The 20,721-nt window shown below is 69.8% G+C and carries 17 protein-coding genes; 6 read left to right on the top strand and 11 right to left on the bottom strand.

Annotation, left to right across the window (positions count from 1 at the left end; all coding sequences use genetic code 11):
• Window positions 1-46 precede the first annotated feature (46 nt).
• The 6 genes from ABZ928_RS26875 to ABZ928_RS26850 all read right to left on the bottom strand — a co-directional run bounded on the left by ABZ928_RS26875 (window position 47) and on the right by ABZ928_RS26850 (window position 7,426).
• Window positions 47-1,819, bottom strand: coding sequence for an IucA/IucC family siderophore biosynthesis protein (locus ABZ928_RS26875; protein WP_361523942.1), 1,773 nt, complete (start codon window positions 1,817-1,819; stop codon window positions 47-49).
• Window positions 1,816-2,394, bottom strand: coding sequence for a GNAT family N-acetyltransferase (locus ABZ928_RS26870; RefSeq protein WP_361523939.1), 579 nt, complete (start codon window positions 2,392-2,394; stop codon window positions 1,816-1,818). The genes ABZ928_RS26875 and ABZ928_RS26870 overlap by 4 nt, the downstream gene beginning before the upstream one ends.
• A complete protein-coding gene (locus ABZ928_RS26865; RefSeq protein ID WP_361523936.1) occupies window positions 2,391-3,668 on the bottom strand; it encodes a lysine N(6)-hydroxylase/L-ornithine N(5)-oxygenase family protein in 1,278 nt (425 codons plus the stop codon). The genes ABZ928_RS26870 and ABZ928_RS26865 overlap by 4 nt, the downstream gene beginning before the upstream one ends.
• Window positions 3,652-5,118, bottom strand: coding sequence for a lysine decarboxylase DesA (desA, locus tag ABZ928_RS26860; protein WP_361523933.1), 1,467 nt, complete (start codon window positions 5,116-5,118; stop codon window positions 3,652-3,654). The genes ABZ928_RS26865 and desA overlap by 17 nt, the downstream gene beginning before the upstream one ends.
• Window positions 5,119-5,388: 270 nt before the next feature.
• Complete coding sequence (locus tag ABZ928_RS26855) at window positions 5,389-6,267, bottom strand: siderophore-interacting protein (RefSeq protein WP_361523930.1); 879 nt, start codon at window positions 6,265-6,267, stop codon at window positions 5,389-5,391.
• Between the two features lie 109 nt (window positions 6,268-6,376).
• Window positions 6,377-7,426 carry an ABC transporter substrate-binding protein gene (locus tag ABZ928_RS26850; protein WP_361523927.1) on the bottom strand — a complete coding sequence of 350 codons (1,050 nt, stop codon included), beginning with the start codon at window positions 7,424-7,426 and terminating at the stop codon, window positions 6,377-6,379.
• Between the two features lie 231 nt (window positions 7,427-7,657).
• Here ABZ928_RS26850 and ABZ928_RS26845 point away from each other — a divergent pair, with 231 nt between their 5' ends.
• Window positions 7,658-9,574, top strand: a complete 1,917-nt coding sequence (locus ABZ928_RS26845) for a glycosyltransferase family 2 protein (RefSeq protein ID WP_361523924.1) — start codon at window positions 7,658-7,660, stop codon at window positions 9,572-9,574.
• A gap of 49 nt (window positions 9,575-9,623) precedes the next feature.
• Here the strand turns inward: ABZ928_RS26845 and ABZ928_RS26840 are convergent, their stop codons facing one another.
• Genes ABZ928_RS26840 through ABZ928_RS26825 form a run of 4 tightly spaced genes read right to left on the bottom strand, consistent with a single transcriptional unit; the run spans window position 9,624 to window position 15,262 of the window.
• Entirely contained in the window at window positions 9,624-10,784 is a 1,161-nt protein-coding gene (locus ABZ928_RS26840; protein WP_361523922.1) for an acyl-CoA dehydrogenase family protein, read from the bottom strand.
• A 6-nt stretch (window positions 10,785-10,790) separates the two neighbouring features.
• Window positions 10,791-11,723: a hydroxymethylglutaryl-CoA lyase gene (locus tag ABZ928_RS26835; protein WP_361523920.1), complete on the bottom strand. Its 933-nt coding sequence runs from the start codon at window positions 11,721-11,723 to the stop codon at window positions 10,791-10,793.
• A complete protein-coding gene (locus ABZ928_RS26830; RefSeq protein ID WP_361523918.1) occupies window positions 11,720-13,639 on the bottom strand; it encodes a biotin carboxylase N-terminal domain-containing protein in 1,920 nt (639 codons plus the stop codon). The genes ABZ928_RS26835 and ABZ928_RS26830 overlap by 4 nt, the downstream gene beginning before the upstream one ends.
• A 6-nt stretch (window positions 13,640-13,645) precedes the next feature.
• Window positions 13,646-15,262 (bottom strand): carboxyl transferase domain-containing protein, encoded by a 1,617-nt coding sequence (locus ABZ928_RS26825; protein WP_361523915.1) that lies wholly within the window; start codon window positions 15,260-15,262, stop codon window positions 13,646-13,648.
• Between the two features lie 87 nt (window positions 15,263-15,349).
• Here ABZ928_RS26825 and ABZ928_RS26820 point away from each other — a divergent pair, with 87 nt between their 5' ends.
• The 5 genes from ABZ928_RS26820 (at window position 15,350) to ABZ928_RS26800 (ending at window position 19,868) form a co-directional block, all read left to right on the top strand.
• Window positions 15,350-15,958, top strand: coding sequence for a TetR/AcrR family transcriptional regulator (locus ABZ928_RS26820; protein WP_361523912.1), 609 nt, complete (start codon window positions 15,350-15,352; stop codon window positions 15,956-15,958).
• 108 nt (window positions 15,959-16,066) lie between these two features.
• Window positions 16,067-17,224 carry an acyl-CoA dehydrogenase family protein gene (locus tag ABZ928_RS26815; protein WP_361524673.1) on the top strand — a complete coding sequence of 386 codons (1,158 nt, stop codon included), beginning with the start codon at window positions 16,067-16,069 and terminating at the stop codon, window positions 17,222-17,224.
• 35 nt (window positions 17,225-17,259) lie between these two features.
• The gene (gene tesB, locus ABZ928_RS26810; RefSeq protein ID WP_361523909.1) at window positions 17,260-18,132 is read left to right on the top strand and encodes an acyl-CoA thioesterase II; all 873 of its coding nucleotides are present in this window, start codon (window positions 17,260-17,262) and stop codon (window positions 18,130-18,132) included.
• A gap of 5 nt (window positions 18,133-18,137) precedes the next feature.
• On the top strand, window positions 18,138-19,103 hold the full coding sequence (locus tag ABZ928_RS26805; RefSeq protein ID WP_361523906.1) for a cation diffusion facilitator family transporter: 966 nt from the start codon (window positions 18,138-18,140) through the stop codon (window positions 19,101-19,103).
• A gap of 63 nt (window positions 19,104-19,166) precedes the next feature.
• The gene (locus ABZ928_RS26800; RefSeq protein WP_361523903.1) at window positions 19,167-19,868 is read left to right on the top strand and encodes a maleylpyruvate isomerase N-terminal domain-containing protein; all 702 of its coding nucleotides are present in this window, start codon (window positions 19,167-19,169) and stop codon (window positions 19,866-19,868) included.
• Between the two features lie 14 nt (window positions 19,869-19,882).
• Here the strand turns inward: ABZ928_RS26800 and ABZ928_RS26795 are convergent, their stop codons facing one another.
• Window positions 19,883-20,671, bottom strand: coding sequence for a phosphatase (locus ABZ928_RS26795; RefSeq protein ID WP_361523900.1), 789 nt, complete (start codon window positions 20,669-20,671; stop codon window positions 19,883-19,885).
• Between the last annotated feature and the right edge of the window lie 50 nt (window positions 20,672-20,721).

Below are 20,721 nucleotides of genomic sequence, written 5' to 3'. Positions count from 1 at the left end.
CGGGGGACCGTACCCCGGGGCGCCCGTCTGTCTGGGAGGCCGTGGACTACCGGCCCGCGATCGGGTTCTTCAGGTTGCCGACGAGTTGGAGGGCGCCTGCCGGGTCTGCCAGGTCGACCATCTGCTTGTTGTTGCGCAGCTGGAGGCGGTTGAGGCAGGACAGGGCGAACTCGGGGGCGAACATGTCGTACTGGCGGAATTTGTCGGCGAGTTCGGGCACCGTGGCCTGGTACTCGCGGGTGATGTCCGCGACCGTGCGCCAGAAGTCGTCCTCCGTGAGGATTCCCTCGTCGGCGAGGTTCGCCGCGAGGAAGCGGAAGAAGCAGTCGAAGACGTCGGTGAAGATGGAGAGGAGCTTCTTGTCCTCCGGGACGTCCACGCGGAGGCGTTCGACCGTGGGAGGCAGCACCGCGTCGACGTCCATGACGGCGATCTCCTCGGCGATGTCCTTGTAGATCGCGCGCGTCACGGCGCCGTCCTTGAGGGCGAGGATGACGTTCTCGCCGTGCGGCATGTAGACGAGGTCGTAGGCGTAGAAGCTGTGGAGGAGCGGGGTGAAGTACGCCGTCAGGTAGCGGCGCAGCCACTCCGTCGGCGTCAGCCCGGACTGTTCGATCAGGGCGCCCGCGAAGGACCTGCCCTCGTGGTCGACGTGGACCAGGGAGGCCATCGTCGCCAGTGACTCGCCGTCCTGGAGGCCGGCGACCGGGCTCTCGCGCCACAGGGCCGCCAGCATCTTGCGGTACGGCGAGTAGCGGTCGGTCGCGGCCTCGTACTCCAGGTGGCGGTAGCCGACGGCGGCGCGCTCGCGGATGATCGACAGGCCCGTCGACTTCAACACGGGGTCGTTGTCGATGAGTTGGGCCAGCCAGTCGTTGATGGCCGGGGTCGCCTCCATGTACGCCGCCGAAAGGCCGCGCATGAAGCCCATGTTGATGACAGACAGGGCCGTCTTCACGTAGTGCTTCTCGGGGTGGGACTTGTTGAAGAAGGTCCGGATGGACTGCTGGGCCAGGTACTCGTCGTCGCCCTCGCCCAGGCAGACGAGGTGCTTGCGCGCGACCTCGGCGGCGAAGGTGACAGAGAGCTTGTTCCACCACTGCCAGGGGTGGACGGGGATGAGGAGGAAGTCGGCCGGGTCGAGGCCCTCGGCGGTGAGCGTGGCGTGGAAGCGCTCGACGGTCTGTGCGCCCAACTCCTCGCGTACGAAGGTCTCGTACTCGATGCCGACGCCCGCCGTGAAGGCGGCGCGGGAGCGGTGGGCGGCCAGCCAGACCAGGCGGACCGGGCTCGCGGTCTCGGGGGCGTACGAGAGGTACTCGTGGATGCCGAAGCCGAGCCGTCCGTTGTTGGCGACGAAGCAGGGGTGGCCCTCGGTCATGCCGGTCTCGATGGCCTGGAAGCCGCTCTTCGCCAGCTCGGCCACCGGGATCTGGGGCTTGGTGAGCTTGTAGCAGGTGCCGGAGAGGGTGGAGGAGATCTCCTCCAGGTAGACCGGCAGGATCTCGTCGCTCAGGCCCAGCGCCTTCTTCAGCTCGATGAAGAAGTCCAGGGCGGCGAGGGGGAGGTCGACGCCGTCTCGTTGACGGGAGATCGAGTCGGCGTCGACCTGCCAGTGGTCGAGGGCGCGGCGCGTGGCGGTGAACCCGTAGCGGGTCAGACCGTCGTCGCTGCGGACCTCGAAGCGGCCGTCGGCGGTGGCCTCCGGCGTGATGAGCCGCTCGTGCGCGAACTCGGCGAGGGCCTTGCGGATGAGGAGGCGGTTGGCCGTCTCCCAGCGCTCGGGGGAGAGGTGGGCGACGGCGTCGGCGAGGCTCATGCGGGCACCGCCGTCGTCTTCGTGGCGGTCTTCGTGGCGGCCAGGAACCGCTCCCGGGTGCAGAAGCTCAACAGCGCCATTTTCTCCGGCTTCTGGATCTCCCGTTCGGGCACGAACCCGACGGCCTCGTTGAGGGCGTGGACGGCCTTGTTGGAGACGTCCGGTTCGACGACGACCCGCTCGACGGCCGGGTCCTCGAAGAGGTGGGCCATGACCGCCGTGATGACGGACCGGGTGAAGCCGTGCACCGGGGTGTCGGTCGCGGGAGTCAGGAAGTGCATACCCACGTCACCCGGCAACGGCTCGTACAGGCCGACCAGTTCACGGTGGGCGGGGTCGTACTTCTCCATCAGGAAGACGGGGACGCCGTACGCGTCGAGACCCAGCAGCGCGTGGTGGTGCTCGTCGGCGGCGATCTCCATGTACGCCCGCTCGACATCCTCCAGTTTCGCGTCCTGCATCATCCAGAACGCGGCCTTGGGGTGGGTGACCCAGCCGTGCAGCAGCTCGGCGTCCTTGAGCGGGTCGAGGGGGCGGAAGGTGAAGGGGGCCACCTGTGGGGCGGTGGTGCTCATACGGAAAACTCCTGGAACGCGATGGTCTTCTCGACCGGGTAGTACTCGGTGCCGAGCAGCTCACGGATGATGTACGCGTTGCGGTACGCGCCCATGCCCAGGTCGGGCGAGGTGATGCTGTGGGTGTGCACGCCGGCGTTCTGGAGGAAGACACCGCGGCCGGTCGTGTCGATCGAGTAGTTGCGGGCGACGTCGAAGTTGCCCTGGGTGTCGTACCGGAGCCGGTCCTTGACGGGGGTCAGGAACTCGGGCTCCGCGTACTTGTAGCCGGTGGCCAGGACCAGGCCCTGCGTGTGCAGGTCGTAGTCCTTCTCCTGCTCCTCCTGGCGGAAGGAGAGGGTGTAGGTACCGTTCTCGTAAGTGGCGCTGTTCAGCGCGGAGTTGGTGAGCAGCCGGGTGGGGACCGGACCGCCGAGGTTCTTCTGGTAGAGCAGGTCGAAGATCTCGTTGATGAGATCGCCGTCGATGCCCTTGAAGAGGCCCTTCTGCTGGGCGGTGAGCCGGTAGCGGGTGGCTTCCGGCAGCTCGCGGTAGTAGTCGATGTACTCCGGGGAGGTCATCTCCAGCGTGAGCTTGGTGTATTCGAGGGGGAAGAAGCGCGGGGAGCGCGTCACCCAGTTGAGCCGGTAGCCGTGTACGTCGATCTCGGCGAGGAGGTCGTAGTAGATCTCGGCGGCGGACTGGCCGGAGCCGACGATCGTGATCGAGTCCTTCTTCTGCAACTCCGCCTTGTTCTGCATGTACTGGGAGTTGTGGAAGAAGTCGCCGCCGAGGCCCTGGACGGCGTCCGGGTAGTGGGGGGAGGTGCCGGTGCCGAGGACGAGGTGGCGGGCGCGGTAGGTGTCACCGGCGGTCGTCGTCACGACGTAGACGTCGTTCTCGTACGTGACCTGGGCGACCGTCGTGCTGAAGCGGACGCTGCTCAGCTGGTTCGCGGCCCAGCGGCAGTAGTCGTCGTACTCCACGCGCAGCGGGTAGAAGTTCTCGCGGATGTAGAACGAGTACAGCCGGCCCTTCTGCTTCAGGTAGTTGAGGAAGGAGTACGGCGAGGTCGGGTCCGCGAGCGTCACCAGGTCCGACATGAACGGCGTCTGGAGGTGGGCGCCTTCGAGGAACATGCCGGCGTGCCACTCGAAGTCGGGCTTCGACTCCAGGAAGACACCGTCGAGTTCGTCGATGGGCTCGGTGAGACAGGCCAGGCCGAGGTTGAAGGGGCCGAGCCCGATGCCTACGAAGTCGTAGGTTTTGGTCGGGTTTTCAGGACGCGCGGTCAAGGGACTCTCCCAGGTACTGCTCGGCGTGGCCGGCTATCAGGTCGAGGACGGCCGAGATGTCGTCGGTCGTCGTCTCGGGGTTGAGCAGGGTGAACTTCAGGTAGTGGCGACCTGCCACCTTGGTGCCCGCGACCACCGCGTCGCCGGAGGCGAACAGGGCCTTGCGGGCGTACAGGTTGGCGCGGTCGATCTCCGCCGGGTCGGTCACGGCGGCGGGGATGTAGCGGAAGACGAGGGTGGAGAGCGTGGGCTCGACCACGACGTCGTAGCGCGGGTCGGCGGCGAGGACCCGCCAGCCCTCGACGGCCAGGTCGCAGACCTCGTCGAAGAGCTGGCCGATGCCGTCGGCGCCCATCACCCGCAGGGTCATCCACAGCTTGAGGGCGTCGAAGCGGCGGGTGGTCTGGAGGGACTTGTCGACCTGGTTGGGGATGCGTTCGGTGACCATGCGCTTCGGGTTGAGGTACTCGGCGTGGTACGTCGCGTGGCGCAGCGTCGAGGCGTCCCGGACCAGCACTGCGGACGAACTCACCGGCTGGAAGAAGGACTTGTGGTAGTCGACGGTGACCGAGTCGGCGCGCTCGATGCCGTCGATCCGGCCGCGGTACTTCACCGAGGCGAGCAGTCCGCAGCCGTAGGCGGCGTCGACGTGCATCCAAGTGCCGTACTGGGCGCAGAGTTCGGCGATCTCGGGCAGCGGATCGATGGACCCGAAGTCGGTCGTACCGGCGGTCGCGACGACGGCCATGGGGACGAGCCCGGCGGCCTTGCAGCGCTCCAGCTCGTGGGCGAGCGCGACGGTCTGCATCCGCTTGTCGTGGTCGACGGGGATGGTGACGACGGAGTCGGGGGCGAGGCCGAGGAGTTTGGCGGACTTCTTGACGCTGAAGTGGCTAACCTCGGAGGCGAAGATGCGCAGTTTCGCGAAGGAGGCCCCCTCTTCCCACCCACCCGGCCCTGGCTTCGCTTCCTCACGCGCGAGGAGCAGGGCCTGGAGGTTGGACTGGGAGCCGCCGGAGGTGAACACGCCGTCGGCGTTGGGGCCGAGGCCGGCCCGCGCGGTGGTCCAGTCGATGAGCTTGCGCTCGATGAGGGTGCCGCCGGCCGACTGGTCCCAGGTGTCCAGGGAGGAGTTGACCGCGGAGAGGATCGCCTCGCCGAGCACGGCCGGGATGACGACCGGGCAGTTGAGGTGGGCGAGGTAGCGCGGGTGGTGGAAGTAGATCGCGTCCCGGAGGTAGACGTCCTCCAGCTCGTCGAGGGCCGCGGCGGTGTCGAGGAGCGGCTTGTCGAGGTCGATCGAGTCGATCGCCGGGGCGAGGGCGTCGACGGTGACACCGGTGAACGGACGGTCGGTGGCGGCGAGTTTGGCTGCCACCCGCTCTACTCCTTCGGTCACGGAGCGGCGGTACTGCTCCGCGGTCGTGTCATTGAGCAGGTGCGAGCGCATGGTGGGGGTCCTCCGGGGGGAGCAGTCCGTGCGGGTCGGATGGGGCTGGGGACGCGGGGTGACGGGGTGGGGACGCGATCTTCGATCCTGTGATCGTCGACCTTGCTTCGCGTTACTTAGGTTAGCCTAACCTAAGTAACGCGAGCGAAACGCAGCACCAGCCGTGACTACGGTCACTCCGACCGCAGTTGGCGCAGCAGGGGCAGCAGTCACCGCCGCACGCGGGGGAGTTGGGGCGTGCGGCGGCTTCGTGGTGCTTGCTTCGGTGGTCTACTCGGCGGCGCGGAGCTGTTCCTCGGTCAGCCCCTGTCGCCAGTAGCCGACGAAGGTGACGCTGCGACGGTCGACACCGCGCTCACCGACGAAGTGCCGGCGCAGCGCCTTGATGTGGCTCGACTCGCCCGCGATCCAGACGTACGGGCGCTCGGCGGACGGCAGTTGGGCGTCACGGATGGCGTCGAGGGCCATGGGGGAGCTCTCGGCGTCCCGGTCACCGGTGAACCGGTCGCGCACGAGCCAGGTGATCTCGGCGTCCGCCTCCGTCACCAGATCCTGGATGTCCTCGGCATGCTGCACCTCCAGCCAGACCCGGGCCTGGATGCCGGCCGGCAACGACTCGACGATCGCGGAGGCGGCCGGTACGGCGGTCTCGTCGCCCCAGATGAGCACGAGATCGGTGTCCTCGGCGGGCCGGAACCGGATCGCGCGGTTGTCGGCGACGGCGGGCCCGAGGAGGAGGACGCGGTCACCGGCGGCGGCGCGGGAGGCCCAGCGGGAGGCGGGCCCGGCGGGGGTGGCGGCGTCGGGCTCGACGCCGTGCAGGACGAAGTCGATGTCGATCTCGGTGGTGTGGCCGAGCGCGTCCCGCCGCAGCGCGCGGAGCGTGTACGACCGCATCACCGCCCGTACGTCATCGGGCAGTTCACGCCACGCCTGCCACCAGCCGTCGCCGAGCTCGACCGGAACACGCGGCTCGGTCTGCCCCTCGGCGGGGATGAAGAGCGACAGCGACTGGTCGCACCCGTTGGAGTGGAACTCCCGCAGCTCGTCCCCGGCGAAGGTGACCCGGACGAGAGACGGCCCGAGCCGCCGCGTCCGCACGACGTGGAGGGCGAAGAAGCGGAAGGGGGCGGCGACGGCGGTGGTCATGGGGTGCGCTCCTGAATCAGCAGGGGGGCAAGGTTTTTAGGGGCGCGGGGAACTGCGCGACCAGCCACATGCGGCCCGCAGTTCACCCACAACATCAAGCCCCGTTGTTTCAGCTGACCTTCTTCGCGTTCTCAAGCGCCTCGGCGAGGGTCTCAAGAAGCGGCGTGCACTTGTCGTACGACAGAATCGGCTCGGGCGAACGGGAGATGACCTGCCCGGCCTTGACGGCAGGCAGCTTCTTCCACGTGGCCTCGGTGATGTCGGCGGGCTGAATCGTCGCCGACCGGTCGTCCATCATGATGATGTCGGCCTTGTACTTGTCGACGTTCTCCCAGCTCAGCGACTCGTACCAGCCGCCACCCTCCGCCTTGGCCTTCTCCGACGGCTCGACGAAGTTCACGCCGAGCGCCTTGAAGTACTCGAGGTCGATGGAGAGGTTGGTGCCGGAGACGTAGAAGATGTCCTGGCTGGCGGACCCGGCGAGCACCTTGATGTCGGGCTTCGCCTTGGCGGCGGCGCGCAGCCGGGTGGCGGCGGCCTCGAACTTCTTCTTCGCGTCGACGACGGCGGAGGCCGTCATGTCGGCGCCCAGGGACTCGGCCAGTTCCCACACGCGCTGGAGCGGCTCGGTGATCTGGCGGTCGTAGACGGAGATGCCGACGCTCGGGGCGAGCTTGGCGATCTTGTCCTTGGAGGCGGCGGGGACGTACCAGAGGGTGCCGGCGTCGTCGAACATCGTGGTGATGAGGACGTCCGGGGCGAGCGCGGCGTACTTCTCGACGTTGAACTGGTCCCAGACGTTGCCGAGGATGGTCACCTTGGAGATGTCCATGTCGCCGGCCTGGACGTCGGCCTTGCCGTCGGTGGTCTTGGTGGGGCCGAAGACGCCCTTGACCTGGATGCCGTAGTCGTAGAGCGCGGCGCCGACACCGGTGAACGCGACGATGTTCGCGGGGATCTTGTCGAGCTTCACCTCGGTGCCGCGGTCGTCCTTGAACGTCCAGGGACCGGACTTCTTCGCGGCGGTCGTCTCCTTGTCAGAGCCACCGCTTTTCGCGTCGTCGTCACCGCAGGCCGCGAGCACGGCACCGAGGCCGAGGGCGCCGCCCGCGGCGAGGAGGCCGCGGCGGGTGAGGTGGGAGGCTCTGGCGTTGGACATGAGTGTGGCTGCTTTCGAACGGGCGACAAGTTCGAACGAAGGTTAGCCTAACCTCATCAGTTGTCCAGGGGGTGGGGGGCTCTTGATCGAAAGCTGTGCGGGGGCTGTGGCAGGGGCTGTGAAGGTTCACGTGGGTCAACTCCCTTGAAATCAGCGCCAGTTGATCGGGGCCGGTTCGGCTGGGCAGTCGTGCTCTCTTTACGGATGTGACCGCCAGGTAAAGTCCGTGATATGCCGAGAATCAAGGTCAGCGTGATCGTCCCCGTCTACAACACGGGCAAGTACGTCGACGAGTGCGCCCCGTCACTCCTCGGGCAGAGCCTGCCCGCCGACGAGTACGAGGTCATCTACGTCGACGACGGCTCGACGGACGACACGCTGGGCCGGCTGGAGAAGATCGCCGCCGCGCATCCGAACGTCCAGGTGCACACCCGGCCCAACTCGGGCTGGCCGGGGGCGCCCCGCAATCACGGGATGCGGCACGCCAAGGGCGAGTACATCCAGTTCGTCGACCATGACGACACGCTCGGGCCCGAGGCGCTGGAGCGGCTGTACGAGCACGCGAAGAGCAACGACGCCGACGTCGTGATCGGCAAGATGTCCAGCACGATGGTCCGGCCCCGACGCCTGTTCCGGCACACCGTGGACGCCTGCACGATCGAGAACGACGAGCTCATGCAGAGCATGTCGCCGCACAAGATGTTCCGGCGGGCCTTCGTCGAGGAGCACGGGCTGCGATTCCCGGAGGGGCCCTGGATCCTGGAGGATCTGCTCTTCGTCAGCGCCGCCTACCTCAAGGCCGAGCGGATCTCGATCCTCGCCGACTACCCCTGCTACTACTGGATGAAGCGGGACGACGGCGGCAACAACACCCAGCACCGCTTCAACCCGAGGCACGGCTTCTGGTCCAACGCCCGCACCATCGTGCGCCAGATCAAGGACGGGACGACCCCCTCCGACGACATCGACGCCCTCCAGAACCGGCTGCTTCACCGCCTCTACCACGTGGAGGTCCTCTCCCGGACCCGTGAGCCCGAGATCCTGCGCGAGGACCCGGCCGAGCAGCGGGAGCGGTTCGAGGCCGCCCGCGAACTGGCGACGACGGAGTTCCCGGCGGCCGTACGGGAAGGGCTGCCGGCCGTCTCCCGGCTGCGCGCCGAGTTCCTCGAACGCGGTGACTTCGACGGGGCCTTCGCCCTGGCCGAGCGCGTCCGGGAGGTCAAGGCCCGCAGCCAGGTCGGCGGCCTGCGCTGGGAGGACGGCAGTCTCGTCGCCGAGGTCACGCTGGATCTCCTGCGCGGTGACGGCGAGCCTCTGGTCATCGTCGAGCGCGACGGGAAGTGGTGGCTGGACCCGGAGATGCTGGACGGCGTCCCCGGCACGGAGGACGGCTGGGAGGTCCGCGACCCCTTCCGGCTGGCGCACGGGGAACTGGTCGTCAAGGACCGGGACCGCGAGGACTGGTGGTACCCGGAGGGCGACCTCGACGTACGGCTGAAGTCCCTCGGTGAGGGACGCTCGCAGGTCGTCGCCTCCGGGCGGCTGCGGCTCGACCCGGAGCGGATCGCCGGCGGGCGGCCGCTGGAGCGTGGCGTGCACGACGTATGGGCGTTTGTCCAACTGCTGGGCGTCGACCGTATGGTCCGGGTGACCGGCGACGGCACCCCGGGCGAGCCGGCCGCCGGACCGGCGCTGACCGGCGGGCGGCTCGCGCTGCCGTACTGGACGGGCAGTGGGCAGCTCGCTCTCGATGTGGACCAGCGGCAGCGGAGGTTCGGCACCGACACGGCTGCCGCCGCCGGACAGAACGCCGAGCGGGGTGACGGACAGGCGCTGCCACTGCCGTACGTGGCGGCAGTCGACAGCGCCCCCGTCGTCGTCAAGGTCACCGTCGCATCGGTGAAGGCGGACGCCGAACTGGTCCGCGACGGCGCGATCGCTCACCTGCGCCTCCCGGCCCGCCTCAAGCTCCCGACCGGACGCCACCCGGTCACCCTCCCGAAGACGGACACCCCGATCGCCTACGCCGTCGTACGCGATGGCGCGGTGCTGCGTCTGGAGGGTCCGGCCTACGAGGCCGGTGCCGGGCGGCGGTTCCTCGACGCGGTCGGCGACAACCGGCGGGTGCGGCGGGTGCTGGGCAGGTAAGGCGGTGCCGGCCCGCTCACAGGCACGGCGGGCCGGCGACCATTCCCCCTCAGCCCACCAACCCCAACTCCCGAGCGATCAGCATCCGCTGCACCTCACTCGTCCCCTCCCCGATCTCCAGGATCTTGGAGTCCCGCCACATCCGGGCGACCGGGTACTCGTTCATGAACCCGTACCCGCCATGCACCTGCGTGGCATCCCGGGCGTTGTCCACCGCGATCGTCGACGAATACAGCTTCGCCAGCGCCGCCTCCTTCTTGAAGGGCTCGCCCGCCACCAACCGCGAAGCCGCGTCACGCCACGCAAGCCTCGCCGTGTGGGCCTTCATCTCCATGTCGGCGATCTTGAACTGGATGGCCTGGTTGGAGCCGATGGGGCGGCCGAAGGCGTGCCGTTCCTTCGCGTACTTCACCGACTCGTCCACGCAGCCCTGCGCCAGCCCCGTCGCCAGTGCCGCGATCGCGATGCGGCCCTCGTCCAGGATGCGCAGGAACTGGGCGTAGCCGCGGCCCTCCTCGCCGAGCAAATTCGACGCGGGGACTCGGACGTCCTGGAACGACAACTCCCTCGTGTCCGACGCGTTCCAGCCCACCTTCGAGTACGGCGCCGCCACCGTGAAGCCCGGTGTGCCCGACGGGACGATGATCGAGGAGATCAGCGGCTTGCCGTCCGGCTTCCTCCCCGTCACCGCCGTGACCGTCACCAGGCCCGTGATGTCCGTGCCCGAGTTGGTGATGAAGCACTTCGTGCCGTTGATCACCCACTCGTTCGTCGACTCGTCCAGGCGGGCCGTCGTCCGGGTCGCGCCCGCGTCGCTGCCGCCGTCCGGTTCCGTCAGGCCGAACGCGCCCAGGATCTCGCCCGAGCACAATCGGGGGAGCCACTCCTGTTTCTGGGCCTCCGTGCCGTACAGGTGGAGCGGCATCGCGCCCAGCGACACCCCGGCCTCCAGCGTGATCGCCACCGAGGAGTCGACGCGTGCCAGCTCCTCCAACGCCACGCCCAACGCCATGTAGTCGCCGCCCATGCCGCCGTACTCCTCCGGGAAGGGCAGGCCGAACAGGCCCATGCGGCCCATCTCGCGGACGATCTCGTAGGGGAACTCGTGGTGTTCGTAGTAGTCGGCGATCTTGGGGGCTACCACCTCGTGTGCGAACTGCTCGACCGTGCGGCGGAGTTCTTCGAGTTCGGGGGAGAGTCGGTGGTCCATGGCGGGTCACTGCTCCTTGTGGGACAGGGCTCGGACGGTGCGGGACGGGCTGGGTCGGCCCAGTTGGTCGGCCATCCAGACGCTTGTGGCGACCAGACGGTCGAGGTCGACTCCGGTGTCGATGCCGAGCCCCCGCAGCATCCACACGAGGTCTTCGGTGGCGAGATTGCCGGTCGCGGACTTGGCGTACGGGCAGCCGCCGAGGCCGCCCGCGGAGGCGTCCACCGTGGTGACGCCGTGCTGCAACGCCGCGTAGGTGTTCGCCAGCGCCTGGCCGTAGGTGTCGTGGAAGTGGACGCCGATCGATGAGGTGGGCACGCCTGCCTCGCCCAACTCCGTCAGCAGCACCTCCACATGGCCCGGTGTCGCCACGCCGATCGTGTCGCCGAGGCTCAGCTCGTCGCAGCCCATGTCGAGCAGCGCCTTGCAGACCTTCACGACCTGGGGGACCGGGACCGCGCCCTCCCACGGGTCGCCGAAGCACATCGACAGATAGCCGCGGACCTCCACATCCGCCGCCTTCGCCCTGGCCACCACCGGCTCGAACATCGCCAGCGCCTCGTCCACCGTGCGGTTGAGGTTGGCCTTGGCGAAGGACTCCGTCGCGCTGGCGAAGACGGCCACCCGTCCGGCCCCGAGGGCCAGCGCGCGATCCAGACCGCGTTCGTTCGGGACCAGCACCGGGAGGTCCACCGGGAGGTCGGCGACCTGCGGGAACAGCTGTTCCGCGTCGGCCAGTTGGGGCACCCACTTGGGGTGTACGAAGCTGGTGGCCTCGATCGTCGTCAGGCCGGCGTCGGCGAGGCGGCGGATGAACTCCGCCTTGATCTCCGTCGGGACGGTCGACTTCTCGTTCTGGAGGCCGTCACGGGCGCCGACCTCGTGGATGCGGACCCGGGCGGGCAGGCCCGCGGACGGTACGACCATGGGGAGTGTCACTGGTCCTCCTCCGCCGGGGTGATGACCGCCAGGACCTGGTCCATGGCGACCGTGCTGCCGGGGGTGACGTCGAGTTCGGCGACCGTGCCGGCGTGCGGGGCGGAGACGACGTGCTCCATCTTCATCGCTTCCACGACCAACAGGCTCTGGCCCGCGGCCACTTCGTCACCGACCGCGACCTTCACCACCGTCACCGTCCCCGGCATCGGCGCGGTGAGCGAGTCGGCGCCCGCGTGCGCGGCCCCGACGAGTGACGCGGCCACCGGGTCGTGGTCCCGTACCTGCCACGCGTCGCCGTCCCGGCCCAGCCAGTCGGCGGCGCGGTGGAAGGTGTGGCGTACGCCGTCCAGGGTCACGGAGACCCGGTCGGCGGTGACGTCATGGGTGCCGCGCGCGAGGTGAGTGACGGGTTCGAGTCCCGGCACCCGGAGATCGACGGACGTCGGCCTGGCCTGACCGCCCAGCCGCCAGCCGCTCGGCACCGAGAACGGGTCCACCCATCCCTCGCCCTTCGGCCGCAGCGCCTCCAGACGTACGGCGGCCGCCGCCTCGTACACCTCTTCCGGTACGCCGGCCGGGACCAGCCCGTCGACCTCCCGCTCCACCAGGCCTGTGTCCAACTCGCCCGCCACGACCGCCGGATGGGCCAGCAGGCGACGCAGGAAGCCAGCGTTCGTCTGCACGCCCAGCGTGACCGTCTCCGCGAGGGCCGCCCGGAGTTTCCGGAGGGCCGTCGGCCGGTCCGGGCCGTACGCGATGACCTTGCTCAGCATCGGGTCGTACAGGCTTCCGACCTCCGTGCCCTCGCTGAGCCCGGAGTCCGTGCGGATGCCGTCTCCCTGGGGCTCGGACAGGCGCAGGACCGTGCCGCCCGACGGCAGGAACCCGCGCGCGGGGTCCTCGGCGCAGATGCGGGCCTCGACGGCGTGCCCGGTGAGCCGTACGTCCTCCTGGCCGAAGGCCAGCTTCTCGCCCGCCGCGACCCGCAGCTGCCACTCGACCAGGTCCAGGCCGGTCACCAGCTCCGTCACCGGGTGTTCCACCTGGAGGCGGGTGTTCATCTCCATGAAGTAGTACGCGGAGGGGTCGCCGCCGGGGACGATGAACTCCACCGTGCCCGCGCCCCGGTAGCCGCAGGAGCGGGCCGCCTGGACCGCCGCCTCGCCCATCGACGCGCGGGTCTTCTCGTCCAGCAGGACGCTCGGCGCCTCCTCGATGATCTTCTGGTGGCGGCGCTGGAGGGAGCACTCGCGTTCGCCGAGGTGGACGACGTTGCCGTGGCCGTCGGCCAGGATCTGGATCTCGATGTGCCGGGGGCGGTCGACCCACCGTTCGACGAGGAGGGTGTCGTCGCCGAAGGAGGCGCGGGCCTCGCGGCGGGCGGCGGCGATCTCGTCGTCCAGCAACTCCAGGTCCCTGACCAGGCGCATGCCCTTGCCGCCACCACCGGCGGAGGGCTTCAGCAGCACCGGTGGGCCCAATTCCCATGCGGCGGCCGCCAGTTCCGGGTCCCTTCCACCCGGCACCACCGGGACGCCCGCCGCCTTCACCGTCTCCTTCGCGCGGATCTTGTCGCCCATCAGGGAGATGGCCTCGGCGGACGGTCCGATGAAGACCAGTCCGGCGTCGGCGCAGGCGCGCGCGAAGGCCGCGTTCTCGGCGAGGAAGCCGTAGCCGGGGTGGACGGCCTGCGCGCCCGTCGACGAGGCGGCCGCCAGCAGGCGTTCCACCGACAGATAGCTCTCGGCGGCCGGTGCCGGGCCGAGGCGTACGGCCGTGTCGGCCTCCCGGACGTGCCGGGCGTCGGCGTCCGCGTCGGAGAAGACGGCGACGCTTCGGACGCCCAACGCGCGCAGGGTGCGGATGACGCGGACCGCGATCTCGCCCCGGTTGGCGACAAGCACTGTGTCAAACATGGGTCCTCACATCCGGAAGACGCCGAACTGGGGGTCGCCCAGTGGCGCGTTGGCGCAGGCGGTCAGGGCCAGCCCCAGCACCTGCCGGGTCTCCAGGGGATCGATGACCCCGTCGTCCCACAGGCGGGCTGTCGCGTAATAAGCGTTCCCCTGACGGTCGTACTGCGCACGGATCGGATCCTTGAAGGCCTCTTCGGCCTCCGCGGGCCAGTCCTCGCCGCGCGCCTCCAACTGGTCCCGCTTGACGGTCGCGAGGACGGAGGCGGCCTGCTCGCCGCCCATGACGGAGATCTTGGCGTTGGGCCACATCCACAGGAAGCGGGGGGAGTACGCCCGCCCGCACATCGAGTAGTTGCCGGCGCCGTACGAACCGCCGACGACCACCGTCAGCTTGGGCACGCGCGTGCAGGCGACGGCCGTGACCATCTTGGCGCCGTGCTTGGCGATGCCGCCGGCCTCGTACGAACGGCCCACCATGAAGCCGGAGATGTTCTGGAGGAAGACCAGCGGGATGCCGCGCTGGTCGCACAGTTCGATGAAGTGGGCGCCCTTCTGGGCGGATTCGGAGAAGAGGATGCCGTTGTTGGCGACGATGCCGACCGGGTGGCCGTGGATCCGGGCGAAGCCGGTGATCAGGGTCTGGCCGAACTCGGCCTTGAACTCCGCGAAACGGGAGCCGTCGACCACGCGCGCGATGATCTCGCGTACGTCGTAGGGGGTGCGGGAGTCGACGGGGACGGCGCCGTAGAGCCCGTACGGGTCGACCTTGGGCTCGGTCGCGGGCCGTACGTCCCAGGGGAGCGGTCCGCGCGCGGGGAGGGTCGCGGCGATGTTCCGCACGATGCGCAGGGCGTGGGCGTCGTCCTCGGCGAGGTGGTCGGTGACGCCGGAGATCCGGGAGTGGACCTCGCCGCCGCCCAGCTCCTCGGCGGTGACGACCTCACCGGTGGCGGCCTTCACGAGGGGCGGGCCGCCGAGGAAGATCGTGCCCTGGTTCCGGACGATGACGGCTTCGTCGCTCATCGCGGGGACGTACGCCCCGCCCGCCGTGCAGGAGCCGAGGACGGCGGCGATCTGCGGGATGCCGGCGCCGGACATCCGGGCCTGGTTGTAGAAGATCCGCCCGAAGTGCTCGCGGTCGGGGAAGACCTCGTCCTGCATGGGCAGGAAGGCGCCGCCGGAGTCCACGAGGTAGATGCAGGGGAGGCGGTTCTCCAGCGCCACTTCCTGGGCCCGGAGGTGCTTCTTCACCGTCATCGGGTAGTACGTGCCGCCCTTGACGGTGGCGTCGTTGGCGACGACCACGCACTCGCGCCCGCTGACCCGGCCGATCCCGGCGATGACCCCGGCGGCCGGTGCCTGCCCCTCGTACATCCCGTCGGCGGCGAGCGGCGCGAGCTCCAGGAAGGGTGAGCCGGGGTCGAGGAGGGTGTCGACGCGGTCCCGGGGCAGCAGCTTGCCGCGCGCGGTGTGGCGGGCGCGCGCCTTCTCGCCGCCGCCGAGCCGGGCGGCCGCGAGCTTGGCGTGCAACTCCTCGACCAGCTGCCGGTGGCCCCGCTCGTTGGCCCGCCAGGCCTCCGACGCGGGGTCCGCCGCGCTCGTCAGCTCCGGTGCCTGATCCATCCTCGCGATCCCCTCACTTTGTTAATGAGCGTTAACGCATTTCCTTCAGGTTAACGACCGCTAACCTCCCTGTCTAGAATTGCCCTCATGGCCACCAGAACCGACTCCCCCACCCGGCGCGAGCAGATCCTGAAGGAGGCCGCGCGGCTCTTCGCCGAGCGCGGCTTCCACGGCGTCGGCGTCGACGAGATAGGCGCCGCGGTCGGCATCAGCGGTCCCGGTCTCTACCGGCACTTCGCGGGCAAGGACGCGATGCTGGCGGAGCTGCTGGTGGGGATCAGCGAGCAGCTGCTGAGGGGGGCGAGGCGGCGGCTGGCCGAGGCGGACGGCTCTACCGCGGCGGACGTCCTCGACTCCCTGATCGAGGGCCACATCGACTTCGCCCTGGACGACCGCCCGCTCATCACCCTCCACGACCGCGAGCTGGACCGCCTGCGGGACAGCGACCGCAAGCTCGTACGGCAGCTCCAGCGGCAGTACGTCGAGCTGTGGGTGGGGGTGGTGCGGGAGGTGTACCAGGGGGTGCCGGAACCCTCCGCGCGGTCGGCCGTGCACTCGGTGTTCGGTTTGTTGAACTCGACGCCACACCTGGGCCGCCCCGGGTCGCTGCCGGGGCGGGGAGCGACGGCGGAGCTGCTGCACCGGATGGCGCGGGGTGCCTTCGGGGCCCTTGGCGGGGCTTCAGGAGTGGAGTGACGAGCGTTACGGAGGGGCTCCTCTGGCGCGTCTCCCTACCGGCCGGTACCTTTGATGTCTGAGCAAGCGCTTAGACAAGCGACCCTGAGCCAGGTGGAGGTGGCGGCGGTGCGCCGTACGGTGTTCAACGAGGATCACGAGGCGTTCCGGGAGACCCTCCGGGCCTTCATCGAGGCCGAGGTCGTCCCCGTCTACGACGAGTGGTTCGCCGCGGGCCAGGCGCCGCGCGAGTTCTACTACAAGCTGGCCGAGCTGGGCCTGTTCGGCATCAACGTGCCGGAGGAGTTCGGCGGCGCGGGCATCGACTCGTACAAGTTCGAGGCCGTGATGTACGAGGAGACGGCCCGCGCGGGCGTCCACTTCGGCGGCTCCGGCGTGCACGTGCTGCTCGGCCTGCCGTACATCAAGATGCTCGCCACCGACGAGCAGAAGAAGCGGTTCCTGCCCAAGTTCGTCTCCGCCGAGGAGATGTGGGCCCTGGCGATGACCGAGCCGGGCACCGGCTCCGACCTCGCGGGCATGAAGACCACCGCCAAGCTGAGCGAGGACGGCACGCACTACGTCCTCAACGGCTCGAAGACCTTCATCACCGGTGGCGTCCACGCCGACCGCGTGATCGTCTGCGCCCGCACCGCCGCGCCCACCGCCGAGGACCGCCGCCACGGCATCTCCCTCTTCGCCGTGGACACCAAGTCCGAGGGCTACTCGATCGGCCGCAAGCTGGACAAGCTGGGCCTGCGCACCTCCGACACCGCCGAGCTGGCGTTCGTCGACGTCAAGGTGCCCGTCGAGGACCTCCTCGGCGAGGAGAACAAGGGCTTCTACTACCTCGGCCACAACCTCGCCTCCGAGCGCTGGGGCATCGCCTTCGGCGCCTACGCGCAGGCCAAGGCCGCCGTCCGGTTCGCCCAGCAGTACGTCACCGACCGCACGGTCTTCGGCAAGCCGGTCGCCACCTTCCAGAACACCAAGTTCGAGCTGGCCGCCTGCAAGGCCGAGGTGGACGCCGCCGAGGCCGTCGCCGACCGCGCCCTGGAGGCCCTGGACGCCGGTGAGCTGACCCCCGCCGAGGCCGCCTCCGCGAAGCTGTTCTGCACCGAGGTCGCGCACCGCGTCATCGACCGCTGCCTCCAGCTGCACGGCGGCTACGGCTTCATGAACGAGTACCCGATCGCCCGCCTGTACGCGGACAACCGCGTCAACCGCATCTACGGCGGCACCAGCGAGATCATGAAGACGATCATCGCGAAGGACATGGGCCTGTAAGGTCCCCGCAATTACTGACCAGTAGAAATGACTGCATGAGTCAGGCACTACAGGGTCTCCTCGATCTGCTCGACCTGGAGCAGATCGAGGAGAACATCTTCCGCGGCCGGTCCCGGCCCGCCATCGTTCCGCGTGTCTTCGGCGGCCAGGTCGCGGCGCAGGCGCTCGTCGCCGCCGGGCGGACGGTCCCCGAGGACCGCCTCGCCCACTCCCTCCACGCGTACTTCCTGCGCACCGGCGACCCGGGCGCGCCCATCGTGTACACGGTGGACCGCATGAACGACGGCCGCTCCTTCACCACCCGCCGCGTGGTCGCCGTCCAGCACGGCCAGCCGATCTTCGCGCTGTCGGCGTCCTTCCAGAAGCACGAGGAAGGCTTCGACCACCAGGCCCCCATGCCGGCCTCCCCCGACCCGGAGACCCTCCCCACCTCCGCGGAACGGATCAGCGGCTACGACCACATCGCCGCGGACGTCAGGGAGAAGTTCCTGGAGACCCGCGAGGCGATCGACCTGCGCTACGTCGACGAGCCGCCGTACGGCAAGTTCGGCGAGCCCCGCGAGCCGCACTCCCAGGTCTGGTTCCGCACCAACGGCAAGCTCGCCGACGACCCGCTCCTGCACGTCGTCCTCGCCACCTACGTCTCCGACATGACCCTCCTCGACTCGATCCTCCTCGCGCACGGACGCGGCGGCTGGGCGGTCAACGACGTCGTCGGGGCCTCCCTCGACCACGCGATGTGGTTCCACCGGCCGTTCCGCGCCGACGAATGGCTGCTCTACGACCAGGAGTCGCCGTCCGCGCACGGCGGCCGCGGGCTCGGGCAGGCCCGCATCTACACCCAGGACGGACAGCTCGCCATCTCGGTCATCCAGGAAGGCGTGGTCCGCGCACCTCGCCCACACTGAGGGGCATGGGAGCAGAGGAGAACGGCGGCGGCGAGTCGACCTTCACGGTCGTCGTGGCCGCCGTCGCCAATCTGGGGATCGCCGTGGCCAAAGCCGTCGCCGGAGTCGTCAGCGGGTCCAGCGCGATGCTGTCCGAGGCCGCGCACTCCGTCGCCGACACCGTCACCGAGGTACTGCTGCTCGCCGCGCTGAAGCGCAGCGAGAAACCCGCCGACGAGGAACACCCCCTCGGATACGGGCCCGAGCGGTACATCTGGGCCATGCTCGCCGCCGTCGCCACCTTCGTCGGCGGCGCCGTCTTCTCGCTCTACGACGGCATCCACACCCTCGTCGCGGGCGAGGAACTCGGCGACCCCCTCGTGTCGTACATCGTGCTCGGCGTGGCCTTCCTGCTGGAGGGCTACTCGCTGCGGACCGGGCTCAAGCAGGCGCGGGGCGAGGCGGCCCGCTTCGAGGCGCCCATGAAGACGTATCTGCGCCACACCCCCGACACCGCCGTGAAGGCCGTCGTCCTGGAGGACTCAGCGGCACTCATCGGCCTCGTCCTCGCCGCGGGCGGGCTGCTCGGCGGGCAGCTCACCGGTTCGGGCGTCTGGGACGGCGTCGCCTCGCTCCTCATCGGGCTGCTGCTGCTCTGCGTGGCCTGGGTCCTCGGCCGCTCCAACGCCGAACTCCTCATCGGCCGGCCCCTCCCCGCGCCCATGCGGGAGCGGATCCGGGCCGAACTGCTGGCCGTGGAGCACGTCGAGGCCGTACTGGAGCTGACCACGCTGGTCCAGGGGCCGCGCGAGGCGCTGGTCGCGGCCAAGGTCGACTTCCGGGACGTGTCCACGGCGGCCCAGATCGAGTGGGCCTGCGAGCAGGCCGAGCAGCGGCTGCGGGCGGTGTTCCCGGGGGTGAGCCGGGTGTATCTGGATCCGACGCCGGGGTTCGTGCAGCAGCGGGAGGAGGGGCTGAATCCCTGGCCGTGAGGGCAACTCGCGCCCGGTGAAAGCCGGTTGAGCCGCCGTTGTCGGGCGGGGTTGGATGGGCCCATGACCGACGAGCTCAGGACCGACAAACGTACGACCGAAGAGACATGGAACTGGCGGGGCGAACGGATCCGGGAGGCCTTCCTGGCGGCCGGGGAGGTCGTCGCGGGGCTGCTGGCCGAGCCCGCCGTCGCCGCCGCCTGGGAGAAGCCGAGCGCGCTCGCCGACTTCAGCGTCGGAGGCCTTGCCGCGCACGCGGGCTGGCAGACGCGGGCCGTACCGGACCTGCTCGACGCGCCGGAGCCGCGGGAGCCGGTGGTGAGCCTGCGGGAGTACTACCTGGAGCGGGCGACCTGGCTGGACGCCGGGGTCGACGGCGACACCAACGTCCGTATCCGCAAGGGCGGCGAGGCCCTGGCGGAGGACGGGCCCGAGGCGGTCCTCGCGCGGGCCGACGAGGCGCTCGCGCGGCTGCGGGACGCGCTGCCGGCCGTGCCCGCCGGGCGGCCGGTGCGGATGGGGTCCTGGGGCGACTGGTCCCTCACCCTCGACGACTTCCTGCTCACCCGGCTCATGGAACTCGTCGTCCACGCCGACGACCTCGCCCACAGCGTCGGTCTGCCGACCCCCGCGTTCCCCGAGCGGGCGACCGCCCCCGTCGTCGAACTCCTCGCCCGGCTCGCCGTCCGCCGCCACGGCACGGTGGACGTGATCCGGGGGCTCGCCCGCGCGGAACGAGCCCCGGGTTCGATCGCCGGCATCTAGTCCGCTGGTCCGCGCTAGGACAGGCCTGCTTCCGCGAGCAGATACGCCGTCATCGGGTCGTAGTAGCGAGGGCTCAGGACGTGGTCGTCGAGGGGTACCGTCACCTGGACGGTCCCCTCGGCCTCGGCGAGGAAGAGTGCCGGGTCGTTGCAGTCGGCGTATCCGACGGAGTCGACGCCGTGCTGACCGGCGTAACCGGCCCACCCGTGGTCCGCGACGACGAGGTCGGGCAGCGGGCGGCCCTCGCGCTCCAGGGCGGTGAGGATGGCCTTCATGGGCTCGCCGGAGTGGGTGTGCCACAGGGTCGCCCCGTGCTCCAGGACCGCCACGTCCGCGAACTGCATGACGTACCCCTCGTCCGTCTGGAGCCCGTCCGGGATGACGACGATCTCGCAGCCGGCGGCGCGCAGCGCGGCGGCGGTGGAGTGATGGACCTCAAGGAGCCCGCCGGGGTGACCGGTCGCGAACAGCACCCGCTGCTGTCCGTCGGCGGCCTTCCGCAGCCGCGCCGCCATCCGGTCGAGGCCGTCCACGGTCAGCTCGGGGTCGATGGTGTCCTGGCCGTACCGGTACTCCGGGTCGTCGTTCACGCCCACCCGCTCCGCCATCACGGCGAGCACGTCCTGCTCGTCGGTCCAGCGGTCGCCGAGCTCCAGGCCGAGCCAGAAGTTGCGGACGCCGTTGGCCAGCTGGCGGTAGTGGGAGAGGTTGTTCTCGCGGGGCGTCGCGACATCGCCCGCGATGCGGGTCCGTACGAGGTGGTCGACGAGCTCTGCGCGGCTGGGGGTCCCGGGTATCGGCATGCTGTCCATTGTGAGGCAGGCGGCGGTGGTCGTGCCGGTTGTACCGGCCG

This window comes from Streptomyces sp. NPDC046909 (genome assembly GCF_040644695.1).
Classification (GTDB): domain Bacteria; phylum Actinomycetota; class Actinomycetes; order Streptomycetales; family Streptomycetaceae; genus Streptomyces.
Note: the sequence above shows the minus strand (reverse complement) of the source record. Positions and strands in the feature narration are given on the sequence as shown.